The sequence below is a fragment of the Klebsiella sp. GW_Kp181 genome (genome assembly GCF_040062315.1).
Taxonomy (GTDB): Bacteria; Pseudomonadota; Gammaproteobacteria; order Enterobacterales; family Enterobacteriaceae; genus Klebsiella; species Klebsiella oxytoca.
The window spans coordinates 1-15,977 of the sequence record NZ_JBEAFR010000004.1 but is presented as its reverse complement, the minus strand read 5'-3'; the positions used below and the strand labels follow the sequence as shown (position 1 = coordinate 15,977).

At 55.7% G+C, this 15,977-nt stretch carries 15 protein-coding genes; 13 read left to right on the top strand and 2 right to left on the bottom strand.

Going from position 1 to position 15,977, the window contains the following annotated elements:
* Positions 1–44: 44 nt before the first annotated feature.
* A complete protein-coding gene (locus ABLV11_RS04305; protein WP_126488118.1) occupies positions 45–2,174 on the bottom strand; it encodes an intracellular growth attenuator family protein in 2,130 nt (709 codons plus the stop codon).
* A gap of 330 nt (positions 2,175–2,504) precedes the next feature.
* Between ABLV11_RS04305 and nudE the strand changes: the two genes are divergently transcribed.
* A complete protein-coding gene (gene nudE / locus ABLV11_RS04300; protein ID WP_126488120.1) occupies positions 2,505–3,065 on the top strand; it encodes an ADP compounds hydrolase NudE in 561 nt (186 codons plus the stop codon).
* Between the two features lie 159 nt (positions 3,066–3,224).
* Here the strand turns inward: nudE and mrcA are convergent, their stop codons facing one another.
* On the bottom strand, positions 3,225–5,783 hold the full coding sequence (gene mrcA, locus ABLV11_RS04295) for a peptidoglycan glycosyltransferase/peptidoglycan DD-transpeptidase MrcA (protein WP_064370996.1): 2,559 nt from the start codon (positions 5,781–5,783) through the stop codon (positions 3,225–3,227).
* Between the two features lie 117 nt (positions 5,784–5,900).
* On the opposite strand from mrcA, the gene ABLV11_RS04290 reads away from it, so the two are divergent.
* The 12 genes from ABLV11_RS04290 to trpS all read left to right on the top strand — a co-directional run bounded on the left by ABLV11_RS04290 (position 5,901) and on the right by trpS (position 15,885).
* On the top strand, positions 5,901–6,692 hold the full coding sequence (locus ABLV11_RS04290; RefSeq protein WP_126488122.1) for a pilus assembly protein: 792 nt from the start codon (positions 5,901–5,903) through the stop codon (positions 6,690–6,692).
* Positions 6,689–7,228 (top strand): PilN domain-containing protein, encoded by a 540-nt coding sequence (locus ABLV11_RS04285; RefSeq protein WP_004106445.1) that lies wholly within the window; start codon positions 6,689–6,691, stop codon positions 7,226–7,228. Before ABLV11_RS04290 ends, ABLV11_RS04285 begins: the two co-directional genes overlap by 4 nt.
* Complete coding sequence (locus ABLV11_RS04280; protein ID WP_126488124.1) at positions 7,212–7,652, top strand: hypothetical protein; 441 nt, start codon at positions 7,212–7,214, stop codon at positions 7,650–7,652. The genes ABLV11_RS04285 and ABLV11_RS04280 overlap by 17 nt, the downstream gene beginning before the upstream one ends.
* Positions 7,642–8,049, top strand: a complete 408-nt coding sequence (locus ABLV11_RS04275) for a HofP DNA utilization family protein (RefSeq protein WP_064361336.1) — start codon at positions 7,642–7,644, stop codon at positions 8,047–8,049. Before ABLV11_RS04280 ends, ABLV11_RS04275 begins: the two co-directional genes overlap by 11 nt.
* The gene (gene hofQ, locus ABLV11_RS04270) at positions 7,958–9,199 is read left to right on the top strand and encodes a DNA uptake porin HofQ (protein WP_126488126.1); all 1,242 of its coding nucleotides are present in this window, start codon (positions 7,958–7,960) and stop codon (positions 9,197–9,199) included. Before ABLV11_RS04275 ends, hofQ begins: the two co-directional genes overlap by 92 nt.
* Positions 9,200–9,468: 269 nt before the next feature.
* Complete coding sequence (gene aroK, locus ABLV11_RS04265) at positions 9,469–9,990, top strand: shikimate kinase AroK (protein ID WP_004106441.1); 522 nt, start codon at positions 9,469–9,471, stop codon at positions 9,988–9,990.
* Positions 9,991–10,044: 54 nt separating this feature from the next.
* Positions 10,045–11,139: a 3-dehydroquinate synthase gene (gene aroB / locus ABLV11_RS04260; RefSeq protein ID WP_004106440.1), complete on the top strand. Its 1,095-nt coding sequence runs from the start codon at positions 10,045–10,047 to the stop codon at positions 11,137–11,139.
* 84 nt (positions 11,140–11,223) lie between these two features.
* Positions 11,224–12,534: a cell division protein DamX gene (damX, locus tag ABLV11_RS04255; RefSeq protein WP_017145322.1), complete on the top strand. Its 1,311-nt coding sequence runs from the start codon at positions 11,224–11,226 to the stop codon at positions 12,532–12,534.
* Positions 12,535–12,612: 78 nt separating this feature from the next.
* Positions 12,613–13,440, top strand: a complete 828-nt coding sequence (gene dam, locus ABLV11_RS04250) for an adenine-specific DNA-methyltransferase (protein WP_004106438.1) — start codon at positions 12,613–12,615, stop codon at positions 13,438–13,440.
* A gap of 17 nt (positions 13,441–13,457) precedes the next feature.
* Complete coding sequence (rpe, locus tag ABLV11_RS04245) at positions 13,458–14,135, top strand: ribulose-phosphate 3-epimerase (RefSeq protein ID WP_004106437.1); 678 nt, start codon at positions 13,458–13,460, stop codon at positions 14,133–14,135.
* The gene (gene gph / locus ABLV11_RS04240) at positions 14,128–14,877 is read left to right on the top strand and encodes a phosphoglycolate phosphatase (protein ID WP_004106435.1); all 750 of its coding nucleotides are present in this window, start codon (positions 14,128–14,130) and stop codon (positions 14,875–14,877) included. The genes rpe and gph overlap by 8 nt, the downstream gene beginning before the upstream one ends.
* A gap of 3 nt (positions 14,878–14,880) precedes the next feature.
* Entirely contained in the window at positions 14,881–15,885 is a 1,005-nt protein-coding gene (gene trpS, locus ABLV11_RS04235; protein ID WP_004115985.1) for a tryptophan--tRNA ligase, read from the top strand.
* The last annotated feature ends 92 nt before the right edge of the window (positions 15,886–15,977 follow it).

Here is a 15,977-nt window from a genome sequence, read left to right as displayed (position 1 = left end):
AGGGAAATTGCGCGACAGGGTATCACACCCCGCCGTACAGAGAATTATTCTTGCGGGTCCGGCGAGGAGAGCAGAACCGGATTCAGGCAGCTTTCGTAGTATTTCTGGATCTCTTCCTGGCGCTGGCGATGGCGCTGATAGCGACGAAAAGCCTGGATGCCGTGATACGCCGTGCAGCCCAGCATGGCCAGCAGCAGCAGCGTTGTCCCGAGGTAGCGCCACAGGCCAGTGCGGTCAGGGATACGGTGCAGGTTGATATGCTGCGTGCCGTTAGCATCGGTATAAAGGCTGGTGACGATACCTTCAGCCTGGAACGGCGTGTGCATCAACATGCTCGCCAGGCGCCGTAGTTCACTCCACTGCTGGTGCGCAGGGAGGTCGTATAATCCGGTGCTTGGCCAGGGCTGATTGACCAGGTCGCTGCCTTCATCGCTGGCAATCAGAAAACCGCCAGGCGCCGGGCTATTCAGCGCCTGAGCGGCACGTGAGGTTTCCCGACTGACGAACGGCGCGGTGGAGGTGGTAACCAGATTCTCCAGCGACTCCGCGCTTACCGGACGCAGCAGCACGTTAACCCCGTCCAGTTTGCCCGCGCTGGCGCGTTTGGTCAGCGTTTCCCAGTTACGGGTGTTACCGAGGTTAACCAGCGCATTCTTCAGGCGAACGCAATCGTCTTTCGCAGAGCACAGGTCGTTGGTTTTGGTGACGATATCGCCAAAGTCATCCAACAGCACCATGCCGGATTTCTGAATAGCGGAGCGTAGCGCCGGGCTGACCCGCGAATCGTCATCGGATTCGGGGTGGAGCTGGCGCTGAACGGTCTGCATCAGCGCGGCGGCCTTACTGACGATATCTGACTCCGGCAAGGGCAGGGGAGGCGCATCATTCCAGACGATTTGTGAACAATCGAACGGCATAAACGGCGAGTTCTCTTTTGCTGTCCACGCGCCCGGGGTGTGAATGTTACACATTCCCGAGCCTTTCAGGCGCAGCGTATCGCCAATGCGAATTTTCGATTTCTCCAGCTGGGCGACCGTAGTGGCTTCGATGGTCTGTGCGCCTTTTAGCCATGACAGCGTGAATTTAAACGGCATGTTTAGCGGAACGCTGGCCCACAGCATGACAACAACCAGTAGTGCTCCCAGGGCGATAATCGTGCTACGAAGCCAGTATTGAAGCGGGAAGTTTTTAACCTCATCGTGCAGCGACAGATAGCGTCCCTGGCGGACTACATGGCGGCTGAGATAGATGTCGATATCCGTTTGCTGGCCAAGGTCCTGCGCGATCCACGGTTGCCAGTGGCGCGGGTAGATGAGGTCAATAATGCCGAGAGAAATATTGTTGGTATGCTCCTGGGTGTTTTCACCAAACAACCCCCAGCGTTTAGGCATACCGCGCAAACAATGAATTTCCCGCAGCGACGTTTTGCGCGGCGGCGCGTAGATTCCCCATACGCTGGCAAGAAGTAGCAGTATACCGCCGCCGAGAAGCCAGGGCGAAAAGACGTCGGGGGCGATCAGGCTACAATAAAACAGCAGGAACGCGGAGACTGCCAGAATAGCTTCGCGAAGGCCGTCGGGGCGGCTCAGTGCGTGCTCTTCGGGCGTTTCCGGGCGGATGTTGAGCAGCTCAATTTGTTCGCTCTCTTCCCCGCGGATAGATGCCTGGGTCGCCGGGGCTTGTTCAAGGGCGAAACCACGGGACTCCTGCGGATAGTCGCTCAGCGTCTGCCCGTTAAGCGCAATCACCAGCGGTAGGCTCGTGGTGGAGATTAATTCGACGCTGTTCTCGTCATTAATATGTTGCTCCCAGAATGGGGGCAGATGAATTTCTACTGAATCAAGGAAGTAGCGCCATTTGTTGAGATCGTCCGTGGTGATGCCGTAGCGAGTGATCGCTCGGGTAACGCTATAAACGGTATCGCTCTGTTCGTTCAGCATCAGGTTTAGCGGCGCGGTACTGGCGCCTGAAGCTGGCAACTGCTGGTTGCGGCTGAGACTTTCGAGGTATTTTTCTACGGCGCTGCGCTCTTCATCGGAGAGGTTGCGCGTAGCGGCATCGCTAAAGGCGTGCAGCAGCGGCAGGCGGCGACGTCTGGCATGCGAGCGATACCACCACCCGATAAGCAATGCGCAGATTAGCAGAGCTAACAAAAATATCAGAAAGGTGCCCATGCCCATCCCATCATAGTTATTCTTTTCTTATTGGTATCGTCGGTTGCCATTCATCATGCAGGTAAAACAGCCGTTGCCATCGGCACTTATCCTGTCAAAGCGGGAACATCTATTGTGCAATGCAGCAGCATACAACCTTATCAAAAACGTTAAAATCCAGGAATCGGTATATTCTCAAATACTGGTCAACCTATTGACTTTTGAGTCTTTGTGATAATAGGTTTCAAAACGAAAAGGTTGCAACTATGTAAATTAGTGGCGAATTGGATTGCCGAAACCGTGCTGCGTATCGCACAATGCCCTCTGTAATCACAGCATAGACCGATGACAATGAGCAAATCATTACAAAAACCCACCATTCTCAACGTTGAAACAGTCGCGCGCTCGCGCCTTTTTAATGTTGAAAGCGTGGACCTTGAGTTCAGCAACGGGGTGCGCCGCGTATATGAACGGATGCGGCCTTCTACCCGTGAAGCCGTGATGATTGTGCCGATTGTCGATGACCACATAATCCTGATTCGCGAATACGCTGTTGGTACCGAGTCCTATGAGCTGGGCTTTTCGAAAGGCCTGATCGATCCTGGCGAAAGCGTTATGGAAGCCGCCAACCGCGAACTGAAAGAAGAGGTCGGATTTGGCGCGCAAAAGCTGACGTTTTTGAAAAAGCTCAGCATGGCTCCGTCCTATTTCTCCAGCAAGATGAATATCCTGGTGGCGGAAGAGCTGTATCCGGAATCGCTGCCTGGCGATGAGCCAGAGCCGCTGCCGCAGGTTCGCTGGCCGCTAGCGCAGCTGATGACGCTGCTTGATGAAGAAGACTTCAACGAAGCCCGTAACGTGAGCGCGCTGTTCCTGCTGCGGGAATGGCTTCATGCTCAGGGGCGACTTTAATGCACTCGCAGGTTAAAAACGCCCGTTGCCTGCGGAGTGAATGCCTGTACCGCACCGCCTGGGCGGGTAAGGCGCCAGCCGCCTGGCGACGCGGCGGGCAACGTCTCTAAAATGGTGACCATCAGCCAAAGAAAAAAGCGCCCGCAGGCGCTTTTTTTGTCAGAACAGTTCGTGAGTCTCGCCCCCGCCATCGGTGATGGTGGTGCCCACTTCGTGAACGGCCTGCTGGGTAGGTTGAGTTCCCTCAATAAAGTACTCTGCGCGGCTGTTCCCGCCGCTGGCTAACTGACCGGTGCTGCGGTCAATGTTGACCGTAATAATGCCCGGCGGCGGCGTGAGCGGTTCTTCCGGTACGCCTTCCAGCACCCTTTTCATAAAATCATCCCAGGCCGGCTGAGCGCTTTTGGCGCCACCTTCGTAGCCCGATATCTGATTTTTGATGGCGCCGGAGGCGGTGGTGCGGCCGAGATCGCGACGGTGGTCGTCAAAGCCAATCCATACCGATGTCACCACGCCAGGGCCATAGCCGGAGAACCACGCATCTTTTGAGCTGTTGGTGGTCCCGGTTTTGCCGCCGATATCGTGACGCTGCAGGTCGCGGCCTGCTCGCCAGCCGGTACCCATCCAGCCGGGTTCGCCGAAGATATTGGTGTTGAGGGCGCTTTTAATCAGGAACGCCAGCGGCGTGTTGATCACGTGCGGCGCATACTCCGGAGCGCCACTTTGCGCGACCAGAGACTGGTTTGCCTGCGCCAGCTGCGGCTGCGGAGGAACGCCGGGATTTTGCGGATCCTGCGAGGTCGCTACGTCCTCAACGTCTTTATTTTCCAGCACATCAGACTTCGGCGTATCGCCGTAAATCACCGGAATATTGCACTGTGGGCAGGCAATTTTTGGCCGCTCTTCAAAAATGACGCCGCCCTGATCGTTCTCGATTTTGCTGATGAAATAAGGGCTAACCAGGAAACCGCCGTTAGCCATAACCGAGTAGCCGCGCGCAACCTGCAGCGGCGTGAACGATGCGGAGCCCAGGGCCAGTGATTCGGTCCGCACGATGTTCTGCGCCGGGAAGCCGAAGCGCTGCAGATACTCAGCCGCGTAATCCACGCCCATAGCCCGCATCGCGCGGACCATCACCACGTTCTTTGATTGACCCAAACCCTGGCGCAGGCGGATAGGACCCGCATACTGCGGCGGGGAGTTTTTTGGCCGCCAGTCGGAGCCGGAACCGGCATCCCAGCGGGAAATCGGCACGTCGTTGAGCATGCTCGCCAGGGTCAGGCCTTTATCCATCGCCGCGGTGTAGAGGAACGGTTTAATGTTAGAGCCAACCTGACGCAGCGCTTGAGTGGCGCGGTTGAACTTGCTTTGGTTGAAATCGAAACCGCCGACCAGCGCAATGATCGCCCCGTTTTGCGGGTTGATCGATACCAGCGCCGAGTTGACGTCCGGCACCTGCGCCAGCCACCAGCTGTTGCCTACCTGGCGAACCCAGACCTGTTGTCCGGTCTGCACGACATCGTTCACCTTACGCGGCGTGGCGCCCTGTTGAGTATCGGAGATAAAGCGCCGCGCCCAGCGGACGCCTTCCATATTCAGCGACACCGAGGTTCCGTTGCTCAGTAGCGCGACGGCTTCCTGTGGGTTTGCCGAAGTGATAACCGCCGGAGAGAGCGGTCCGGAGCCTGGGGTTTTTTTCAGGGTATCGATGATTTTCTGGTTATCCCACGGCGTTTCACCCACTTTCCACAGCACCTTTTCCGGCCCGCGATAGCCGTGGCGCATATCGTAATCCAGCACGTTATTCCGCACCGCCTGCTGGGCTGCCTGCTGATTTTTACGGGTAATGGTGGTGTAGACACGATAGCCGTCTTCATAAGCCTGCTCGCCGTAGCGGCTGACCATCTCCTGACGCACCATTTCGCTGAGATACGGCGAGGAGAAGGCGATTTCCGGGGTATGGTAGCTTGCGTCAATAGGCTGGCTACGCGCCTGATCGTACTGCGCCTGCGTGATGTAGCCTTCGCTCAGCATACGCGAAAGAACAACGTTGCGGCGGGCGGTTGCACGATCCATGGAATAGAGCGGGTTAAAGGTTGACGGCGCTTTAGGCAGGCCTGCAATCACCGCCATCTCGCTCAGCGTAAGCTGATCGACGGATTTGCCAAAGTAGACCTGCGCGGCCGCGCCGACGCCGTAGGCGCGATAGCCAAGATAGATTTTGTTCAGGTACAGCTCAAGAATTTCATCTTTATTGAGTAACTGCTCGATGCGGATCGCGAGGAAGGCCTCTTTCACCTTACGCATCAACGTTTTTTCGGGGCTCAGGAAGAAGTTACGCGCCAGCTGTTGGGTAATCGTACTGGCGCCCTGCGAGGCGTGACCGGAGAACATCGCGACGCTGGCGGCGCGGAAAATCCCGACAGGGTCAACGCCATGATGCTCATAAAAACGGCTATCTTCGGTGGCGATAAACGCTTTAATCAGCTCAGGCGGCATTTGCTGCAGCGTGACGGGAATACGGCGTTTTTCGCCATATTGCGCGATCAGCTCGCCATCAGCGCTATAGACCTGCATCGGGATTTGCAGGCGCACATCCTTCAGCGTTGCGACGTCGGGGAGCTGCGGCTCTATATATTTATAGAGACCAAAAATCGAGCCTGCTCCCAGCAGTACGCAACAGACTGCAAGGATAAAAAGATACTTTACGAACTTCACCGGAGATTTCTCATTTAGTTTTCATTGGGCAGTTTATAAACAAACGCGCAGTAGTATAAAGGCAAGCCTGGAGCATTGATATAGCGAAGCATATCGGCTGATAAGGAGATCGTAGGCATGGCTTTTAGAAACTGGCGCATAGGAATGCATATTCAGCAGGACCATATTGCTATTGTCGCGTTGTTGCATGAGCGCTCACGCTGGGCGCTGCGCCGCTGGTGGAATATCCCATTAATGCCCGGCACCGTGCGTCAGGGGATGGTAGTGGACGTTGAGTCGCTGGCCCACCAGTTGCAAAGCTGGCGGCGGGAGCTGCCTTTGCAGCATCAAGTCTGCATTGCCTTCCCGGCGGCGCGAACGCTGCAGAAGCAGCTCCCGCGTCCGCAGATTTCATTAAGAGAAAGCGAGCAGGCGACATGGATAACCAGCGCCATGGCGCAGCAGCTGGAAATGCCCGCCTCTTCGCTGTGCGTCGATTATGCCCAATCTGCTGCGGTCGATGGCTGGCGGGTTACCGCTGCGCAGCGCTTAGACGTCAACGCGCTATGCCGGCTGGCAACCCGCCTCAGGTTAAGAGTGGTGGGGATTGTCCCGGATGCCAGCGCGCTTAGCGCTTTTATCCCCTGGCTGCCGGTTGAAACGCAGGGGCTGGCGTGGCGCGACGAAGCGAGCTGGCTTTGGGCAACCGCCGAGAACTGGGGATATTGTTTGTGCAGCGAAGCTCCCTCTTTTCCCCACATGGTTTCCCGGGTAAACGCTGGAGCATTTCGTCTCTGCACTTCAGCGCCGTGCGACGGGCAGAGCTTTGACGCCTGGAGCGTCATCGATCGCCTGCAGCCGCCTCTGCCGAGCTGTGGCGACAGCTATACCGTTGCTCTGGGGTTGGCGCTGGGAGCGCGCCAGCTATGAGCCACATCGTCAACTTTCTTCCCTGGCGCGAAACGCGGCGAAAACAGCGCCTGCGCATAGGCGGCCTGGTGAGCGTCGGTTTACTGCTTATCCTGCTTGCGGCGCTGCTTGCCCCACGGCTCAACAAACGGGCCGCTCACTGGCTGGCAACCGTTAAGCTAAACGCTGATAACCAGCTTTACAGCGCATTACAGCAGCGTGAGCGCACCATGCGTCAGCAGCTACAGCACAGGGATCAACAGCGCCTGCGCCGCCTGCGGCGCGAAAAAACCGCCGCGTGGCAGCCAAGGCTGCAGGAGATAGCGGCGCGTATGCCGGAAGATGCCTGGTTAACCCATCTGGAATACCGCCAGAACGCTCTGTCGCTAAGCGGGCTAACGTTGAATCTTAAAGGGTTAGCCGCGCTGGAAAAGGCGCTGGCAAACATTAGCGGTTTTCTTCCGGCAAAGGCAGGGGAAACGCACCGCGATAGCGAAGGGCGCTGGCTATTTCACTTTTCCATGGTTGGAGAGGACGAACATGCGGGGGAGCATTGAACGCTTGCTGGCGGAGCGTAAAAGTCTGTTAGCGATACTTCTCCTGCTGGTTCTGATTGCCGCAATCGGGCGCTGGCTCATGCTGCCTTCCCAGACAGAAACGCCAGTGGAGCTCTCGCCGCGCATACAGATGCAGTGGCGAAAATTGCTGCCGCTGGTGAGCGCGCTACGTGCCGCCGGAATAGATGACGCAGCGACCCAGCCATTTTCTCCCATTGAGCTCCCGGTGGCTGGGGCGGCGCTTATCGCCTGGCGGCCGATGGGCGGCGGGGGCGAGATGCAGCTGGAGGCTGACTGGCAAGCGGTGCCTGCGCTCTTTTCCTGGCTTGCCCGCTGCGGGATGCGGGCTACGGCTTTCTCTGTGCAGCCGGAAAAACAGGCTCTACGGTTGACTCTGCATCTGGGGGCGGAAGATGCGCCTTAAATGGTGGTACTGGCTGCTGTTCCCACTTCCGCTGCTGGCGGTGGAACGCGATCCGTTCCGCCCCCCGGTGGATCGCTGCCGGACGGCGCAGCTTAGCCAGTGGCGCTATGGCGGAGCTGTCGGCGACCCGCTGGCGCTTATTGGCATCTTGCAGGATAGCGCCGGGAAGTGGCGTCGGGTGAGGGCGGAGACGATTTTGCCCGCGGGCTGGCGGGTGACGCTGCTGACGGCAGAGAAAATAACCATATTAACCGGCCCCGGGTGTGAACCTGCACAGTGGGTCTGGCTGCGAAAGGGAATAAAGAATGATGCGATGGATAAGCCTGCTGTTTCTGCTCCTGCCGCTGATGGGCGACGCGGCAAAAAAGGATCTTCCCGTGTCGCTGGTCATCGATGATGCCCCGGTGGCTCAGGTACTCCAGTCGTTGGCGGAGCTAAAGCAAAAAAATCTCGTGATCGCTCCTGACGTCAGCGGCTCGGTATCTCTTCATCTGAATGAGGTTCCCTGGCTGCAGGCGTTGCGATCGGTGATCGACAGCGCCGGTTTGACCCTTACCCAGCAAGGTTCGGTTCTCTACGTACACACCCAGGCGTGGCAAAAGGCGCAGCAGATGAACCTTGAGGCGGAAAGAGCAAAGCGTCTGCAGAATCTCCCTTTGCAGGGGCATAGCGTGACCCTTCGCTATGCTGATGCGGAGGATCTGGCTAAAGCCGGCGAAAAATTGCTGAGCGCTCGCGGACATCTGACGGTCGATAAGCGAACCAACCGTCTGTTGATTCGAGATGATGTCCGGCACCTTCCGGCATTAAAAGCATGGGCCCAGGAGATGGATGTACCCGTAGGTCAGGTCGAGCTGGCGGCGCATATCGTTTCAATGAGCGAAACCAGCCTGCGGGAACTGGGCGTTAAATGGAGCCTGGCAGAAGCGAGTAGCCCGCCAGGCTCGGGTAAATTAACCACCTTGAGCAGCAACCTGGCGGTAGGGGATGCCAGTACAAGGGCCGGGTTTAACATCGGCCGCCTCAGCGGGCGGCTTCTGGAGCTGGAGCTCTCCGCGCTTGAGCGGAAGCAGCAGGTAGACATCATCGCCAGCCCTCGACTGCTGGCTTCGCATATGCAGCCCGCCAGCATTAAGCAAGGAAGCGAGATACCTTATCAGGTCTCCAGCGGCGAAAGCGGCGCAACCTCTGTGGAGTTTAAAGAGGCGGTGCTGGGGATGGAGGTAACGCCGACGGTGTTACATCAAAACCGCGTACGTTTAAAACTCAGAATTAGCGAAAATACGCCGGGCCAGGTGCTCAAACAGGATAATGGCGAAGTATTGGCTATTGATAAACAAGAAATAGAAACTCAGGTAGAGGTTAAAAGCGGCGAGACCCTGGCTTTAGGCGGTATCTTTGCGCAAAAAAATAAAACTTCTCGCGAGGGTATTCCTCTCCTTAGCGACATCCCCTGGTTTGGCCAACTGTTTCGCCGCGACGGCAAGGATAACGAACGACGTGAACTGGTTGTCTTCATCACTCCACGTATTCTGGCAGTGCATTAAGCGGGTTTTTCATGCTAAACACGTTTCAGGTGTTTGACGTGAGGACGGATTTAGCATACAAGGGGTACCGATTTGAGAGTCGGGTACGACATCAATCCTCCCTTTCTTGTCCGGTGATTTATTCTGTTGCCAAACCAGCCGGAGTATTGAGATAATTTTTAGTCTGACTCTCGCTCTATTGCATATGAGGTTTCAGTTCATGTCCTGCTGCGCTGGGTGTCTGCGAAGCGGGTTTACCATTAACGAATAGTCTTAGTAGTACCGAAAAAATGGCAGAGAAACGCAATATCTTTCTGGTTGGGCCTATGGGTGCCGGCAAAAGCACTATTGGGCGCCAGTTAGCCCAACAGCTCAACATGGAATTTTACGATTCCGATCAAGAAATTGAGAAACGCACTGGCGCAGATGTGGGTTGGGTCTTTGATGTAGAAGGCGAAGACGGCTTCCGCGACCGTGAAGAAAAAATCATCAATGAGTTGACGGAAAAACAGGGAATCGTGCTGGCAACCGGCGGTGGCTCTGTAAAATCCCGTGAAACGCGTAACCGTCTCTCCGCCCGCGGCGTGGTGGTGTACCTGGAAACAACTATCGAAAAGCAGCTTGCCCGTACGCAGCGCGATAAAAAGCGTCCTTTGTTACAAGTTGATGCGCCGCCTCGCGAAGTTCTGGAAGCGTTGGCAGATGAGCGCAATCCACTGTACGAAGAGATTGCTGATGTCACTATCCGCACTGACGATCAAAGCGCGAAAGTGGTAGCAAACCAGATTATTCATATGCTGGAAAGCAATTGATTCTGGCTTAATAAAGTGCGTCAGAGTAAAAGCAACTGAGGTGGACGTCGCGTTATGGAGAGGCTTACTGTAACCCTCGGGGAACGTAGTTACCCGATTACCATCGCGGCTGGTTTGTTTAACGATCCAGCTTCCTTCCTGCCACTGAAATCAGGCGATCAGGTTATGCTGGTCACCAATGAAACGCTGGCGCCGCTTTATCTGGATACCGTACGCTCCGTACTTGAGCAAGCGGGAGTAAAAGTCGATAGCGTGATTCTTCCCGACGGCGAGCAGTTTAAAAGCCTGGCGGTGATGGATACTGTTTTTACCGCGCTATTGCAAAAACCACACGGCCGCGACACGACGCTAGTGGCGCTCGGCGGTGGGGTGATCGGTGATTTAACCGGATTTGCCGCCGCCAGCTACCAGCGTGGCGTGCGCTTTATTCAGGTTCCTACCACTCTGCTGTCGCAGGTGGACTCTTCGGTGGGCGGCAAAACGGCCGTCAACCACCCTCTCGGTAAAAACATGATTGGCGCCTTCTGGCAGCCAGTTTCCGTTGTTGTCGATCTCAACTGTCTTAAAACGCTGCCGAAGCGTGAGCTCTCTTCCGGTCTGGCTGAAGTGATCAAGTACGGCGTGATTCTTGACGGCGAATTTTTCGACTGGCTGGAAAATAATATTGATGCACTGATGGCGCTGGATGAAAAAGCGATGGCGTACTGTATCCGTCGCTGTTGTGAGCTGAAAGCTGAAGTTGTCGCTGCCGACGAGCGCGAAACCGGGTTACGTGCTTTACTCAATCTTGGCCATACTTTTGGTCATGCTATCGAAGCTGAAATGGGCTACGGTAATTGGTTACATGGTGAAGCGGTTGCTGCCGGTATGGTGATGGCGGCGCATGCGTCCGAGCGTTTGGGGCGGTTTAATCCGCAGGATACGCAGCGAATTATCCATCTGCTGCAACGTGCAGGCCTGCCGGTGTGCGGGCCGCAGGAGATGACAGCTGACGCGTATTTGCCCCACATGATGCGTGATAAAAAAGTACTGGCAGGCGAGATGCGGCTGGTGCTACCCCTCGCGATAGGGAAGAGCGAGATACGCGGCGGAGTACCGCATGATGTTGTTCTTGGCGCGATTGCTGATACTCAGCAGGCGCAACAATAAGAAGGTCTGGCCGCGTTCGCGCGGCGTTATCATTTCGGGTGACATGCAATAGTCGTGAGCATAAGCCTTTTAGTGGGGTGTTAAATGGATGAATTAAAACCAGAAGACGATATGAAAGCCGATCGCAGCGATCGTCGTACTGGTCGTTCTCGTCAGTCTTCAGAGCGTGATGCCGATCCGCAAATCAATTTTGATGATGTCGATCTTGATGATGCTGACGATGGTCGCCCGACGCGCGGCAGCAAAGCACGCCGTGAGCGCGATGAAGAGCAGTATGAAGAGTACGAAGAAGAAGTAGAGTCTGACGAAGGCGATGACGAAGAGCGTCAGGTTGAGCGTCGTCCGCGTAAGCGTAAGAAAGCGCCGGCAAAACCGGCCTCCCGTCAGTACATCATGATGGGCGTGGGCATCCTCGTTCTGCTGCTGCTGATCGTTGGCGTTGGTTCCGCGCTGAAATCACCATCCTCATCCAACGAGCAAACCGCTTCCGGCGAGAAGAGCATCAACTTGTCCGGAGATCAGGACAATAATACCCAGCCAGCGGCCCAGGACTCCTCTGCGGCAAACAACGCGCAATCGCAGGATGTCTCTCTGCCGCCCATCGCGTCTAACCCGACTCAAGGGCAGGCGACGGCTGAACCACAAGGGCAGCAGCGCGTTGAGGTTCAGGGTGACCTGAATAACGCGCTGACCCAGCAGCAGGGGCAAATTGATAGCGCGGTAGCCAACTCTACTCTGCCTACAGAACCTGCTACCGTTGCGCCGCTGCGCAATGGCGCCGCCCCGCGTCAGGCCACTACCGAGCGTCAGACGGCGGCAGCGCCGCGTCCGGCTGAGCGTAAGCATACGGTTATCGAACCAAAACCGCAGGCCACGGCGAAAGCGCCGACGCAGCCGAAGCAGGTTCCGGTTCAGCCTAAGCGTACAGAAAGCGTCGCAGCTACGGCCCCGGCAAAAACTCAGCCGACCACTAAGCCTACCGCTACTGCACAGGCTAAACCGGCTGCGACTACCGCTCCTGCGGCGACCACCGCGACAGCATCTACTGCTCCGGCTGCGACTGCAGCTGCCGCTCCGGCAGCAACAGCGGCGACTACGGGTAAAAGCGCTGGCGATGTTGGTTCGATGAAGTCTGCGCCGTCCGGCCACTATACGCTGCAGCTCAGCAGCTCTTCTAACTACAACAACCTTAACAGTTGGGCGAAGAAAGAGAAGCTGGAGAAATATGTTGTCTACGAGACTACGCGTAACGGTCAGCCCTGGTATGTGCTGGTGAGCGGTATTTACGCTTCAAAAGATGAAGCGAAACGTGCCGTTGCTACGCTGCCAGCAGATGTACAGGCGAAAAATCCGTGGGCAAAACCGCTGCATCAGGTTCAGTCTGACCTGAAATAATGCCGCAGTGTAGTCTGAAGCGCTGGATGCTGTCGGAGCTTTCTCCACAGCCGGAGAATGTGTAATTAGTTAGGCAGCATGAAAAAGAATCGCGCTTTTCTGAAATGGGCAGGGGGCAAATACCCCCTGCTTGATGATATTAAAAAGCACTTGCCGCAGGGCGACTGCTTGATTGAGCCTTTCGTGGGCGCCGGGTCGGTATTTCTTAATACCGACTTTTCTCGTTATATCCTCGCTGATATCAATAGTGATTTGATCGATCTGTATAACATCGTCAAACTGCAAACCGATGAGTACGTTGCGGCGGCGCGAGAGATGTTTACGCCTGAGAACAACGTTGCTGAACAGTATTATCTGTTTCGCGACGAGTTTAACCAGAGCCAAGAGCCGCTGCGCCGCGCGGTGCTGTTCCTGTATCTGAACCGTCATGGCTACAATGGTCTGTGTCGCTACAACCTGCGCGGGGAGTTCAACGTACCCTTTGGCCGTTATAAAAAGCCCTATTTTCCCGAAGCTGAACTGTATCATTTCGCGGAGAAGGCGCAGCATGCCGAGTTTCATTGTGAATCTTATGAAGAGTGCATGAAGCGGGCAGATCACCGTTCCGTTGTTTACTGCGATCCGCCCTATGCGCCGCTGTCGTCAACGGCTAACTTCACGGCCTATCATACGAATAGCTTTAGCCAGGAGCAGCAGGAGCTGCTGGCTAAAAAAGCGGAATCGCTGATGAAAAAGCGTATTCCAGTGCTGATTTCCAACCATCGCACGCCGCTCACTCAGGAGTGGTATAAAAACGCCGCTGAGACGCATATTGTGAAGGTTCGACGCAGCATCAGCAGTAACGGTGGTACACGTAAGAAGGTGGACGAGCTTCTGGCTCTGTACCGTCCGCCCAAGACCAAATAAATTTCAAGGAGATGCGGATGAAGCAGTATTTGATTGCCCCTTCGATTCTGTCGGCTGATTTTGCCCGTCTGGGCGAGGATACCGCCAATGCGTTGGCTGCGGGTGCGGATGTTGTGCACTTTGACGTGATGGACAACCACTACGTGCCGAATCTGACTATTGGTCCGATGGTGCTGAAATCACTGCGAAATTACGGTATCACCGCGCCGATTGATGTGCATTTGATGGTCAAGCCGGTTGACCGCATCATCCCTGATTTTGCCGCCGCGGGCGCCAGCATCATTACTTTCCATCCGGAAGCTTCCGAACACGTTGACCGTACGCTGCAGCTTATCAAAGAGCACGGCTGTAAAGCCGGCCTGGTATTTAACCCGGCGACCTCCCTGAGCTACCTCGATTACGTGATGGATAAGCTGGATGTCATTCTGTTGATGTCCGTCAACCCTGGCTTTGGTGGTCAGTCCTTTATTCCGCATACCCTGGATAAACTGCGTGAAGTTCGTCGTCGCATTGATGAATCCGGCTACGACATCCGTCTGGAAGTGGATGGCGGTGTAAAAGTGAGCAACATCGCTGAGATTGCTGCTGCCGGTGCGGATATGTTTGTTGCCGGCTCGGCTATTTTCGATCAGCCGGACTACAAAAAAGTCGTTGAACAAATGCGTAGTGAATTAGCAAAGGTTAGCCATGGATAAGTTACACAACATTCGCGGTGTGGCGTTTGATCTCGACGGAACGCTGGTGGACAGCGCGCCGGGATTGACCGCTGCCGTTGATAACGCCCTGTATGCGCTGGAACTCCCGATGGCGGGCGAAGAGCGAGTCGTGACCTGGATTGGTAACGGCGCTGACGTACTCATCCAGCGGGCCCTGACCTGGGCTCGTCAGGAGCGCGCGACGCTCAGAGCGGCGCAGGGCAAACCTTCCGTCGATCATGATGATATCCCGCAGGCTGAGCAACAGGCCATTTTGCGCAAGTTGTTCGATCGCTACTATGGCGAAGTGGCGGAAGAGGGGAGCTTTTTGTTTCCTGCCGTTGCCGATACGCTGGGCGCGCTGCACGCAAAAGGCCTGCCGCTGGCGCTGGTGACCAATAAGCCAACGCCGTTTGTCGCGCCAATTCTGTCGTCGCTGGATATCGCCAAATATTTTACCGTTGTTATCGGCGGCGATGACGTAAAAAACAAAAAACCGCACCCGGAACCGCTGCTGATGGTCGCGGAGAAACTGGGGCTGGCGCCCGCAGAGCTGCTGTTCGTTGGCGACTCGCGCAATGATATTCAGGCCGCGAAGGCCGCCGGCTGCTGCTCTATCGGATTGACCTACGGCTACAACTACGGCGAGCCGATTTCGTTGAGTGAGCCGGATTATATCTTTGACCAATTTAATGAACTCTTGCCCGCTTTCGGGCTACCGTACAGTGAAAATCAGGAATAAAAAATGACCAAGCCCATCGTTTTTAGTGGCGCACAGCCCTCAGGTGAATTGACCATTGGCAACTATATGGGTGCGCTGCGTCAGTGGGTAAACATGCAGGACGATTACCACTGCATTTACTGCATCGTTGACCAGCACGCGATTACCGTCCGTCAGGATCCGCAGCAGCTGCGTAAGGCGACGCTGGATACGCTTGCGCTGTATCTGGCGTGCGGTATCGACCCGAAAAAAAGCACCATTTTTGTTCAGTCCCACGTGCCTGAGCATGCGCAGCTGGGCTGGGCGCTGAACTGCTACACCTATTTCGGCGAACTGAGCCGTATGACCCAGTTTAAAGACAAGTCATCGCGCTATGCGGAAAACATTAACGCCGGTCTGTTTGACTATCCGGTATTGATGGCTGCCGACATTCTGCTGTATCAGACTAACCAGGTCCCGGTTGGCGAAGACCAGAAGCAGCACCTGGAACTGAGCCGCGATGTCGCCCAGCGTTTCAACGCTATCTATGGCGACGTGTTTAAAGTTCCGGAACCGTTTATTCCCAAATCCGGCGCGCGCGTGATGTCGCTGCTGGAGCCGACCAAAAAGATGTCCAAGTCAGATGATAACCGCAACAACGTTATCGGTCTGCTGGAAGACCCGAAATCGGTAGTGAAGAAGATCAAACGCGCGGTCACCGACTCCGACGAGCCGCCGGTTGTTCGCTACGACATCCAGAACAAAGCGGGCGTTTCCAACCTGCTGGATATTCTCTCTGCGGTTACCGGTCAGAGCATTCCAGAGCTGGAGCAGCATTTTGAAGGCAAAATGTATGGTCATCTGAAGGGTGAGGTGGCAGAAGCCGTTTCCGGTATGCTGACCGAACTGCAGGAGCGCTATCACCGATTCCGCAGTGATGAAGCCTTCCTTAATCAGGTCATGAAAGAGGGCGCAGAGAAAGCCAGCGCTCGCGCTTCCGTGACCCTGAAAGCGGTTTACGAAGCGATTGGTTTCGTCGCCAAACCCTGATGGGTTAGGTGGTTGAGCAATAAAAGCCGGGTGCAAATGGACTGCACCCCAAAAGTTGGACACCCAACTGAGTAAGGTGCAGTTTTTTATGG

Coding starts and splice junctions, on each gene's coding strand:
- ABLV11_RS04305 (WP_126488118.1), bottom strand. CDS start 2,174: ATGGGCACCTTTCTGATATTTTTGTTAGCTCTGCTAATCTGCGCATTG.
- nudE (WP_126488120.1), top strand. CDS start 2,505: ATGAGCAAATCATTACAAAAACCCACCATTCTCAACGTTGAAACAGTC.
- ABLV11_RS04290 (WP_126488122.1), top strand. CDS start 5,901: ATGGCTTTTAGAAACTGGCGCATAGGAATGCATATTCAGCAGGACCAT.
- ABLV11_RS04285 (WP_004106445.1), top strand. CDS start 6,689: ATGAGCCACATCGTCAACTTTCTTCCCTGGCGCGAAACGCGGCGAAAA.
- ABLV11_RS04280 (WP_126488124.1), top strand. CDS start 7,212: ATGCGGGGGAGCATTGAACGCTTGCTGGCGGAGCGTAAAAGTCTGTTA.
- ABLV11_RS04275 (WP_064361336.1), top strand. CDS start 7,642: ATGCGCCTTAAATGGTGGTACTGGCTGCTGTTCCCACTTCCGCTGCTG.
- hofQ (WP_126488126.1), top strand. CDS start 7,958: ATGATGCGATGGATAAGCCTGCTGTTTCTGCTCCTGCCGCTGATGGGC.
- aroK (WP_004106441.1), top strand. CDS start 9,469: ATGGCAGAGAAACGCAATATCTTTCTGGTTGGGCCTATGGGTGCCGGC.
- aroB (WP_004106440.1), top strand. CDS start 10,045: ATGGAGAGGCTTACTGTAACCCTCGGGGAACGTAGTTACCCGATTACC.
- damX (WP_017145322.1), top strand. CDS start 11,224: ATGGATGAATTAAAACCAGAAGACGATATGAAAGCCGATCGCAGCGAT.
- dam (WP_004106438.1), top strand. CDS start 12,613: ATGAAAAAGAATCGCGCTTTTCTGAAATGGGCAGGGGGCAAATACCCC.
- rpe (WP_004106437.1), top strand. CDS start 13,458: ATGAAGCAGTATTTGATTGCCCCTTCGATTCTGTCGGCTGATTTTGCC.
- gph (WP_004106435.1), top strand. CDS start 14,128: ATGGATAAGTTACACAACATTCGCGGTGTGGCGTTTGATCTCGACGGA.
- trpS (WP_004115985.1), top strand. CDS start 14,881: ATGACCAAGCCCATCGTTTTTAGTGGCGCACAGCCCTCAGGTGAATTG.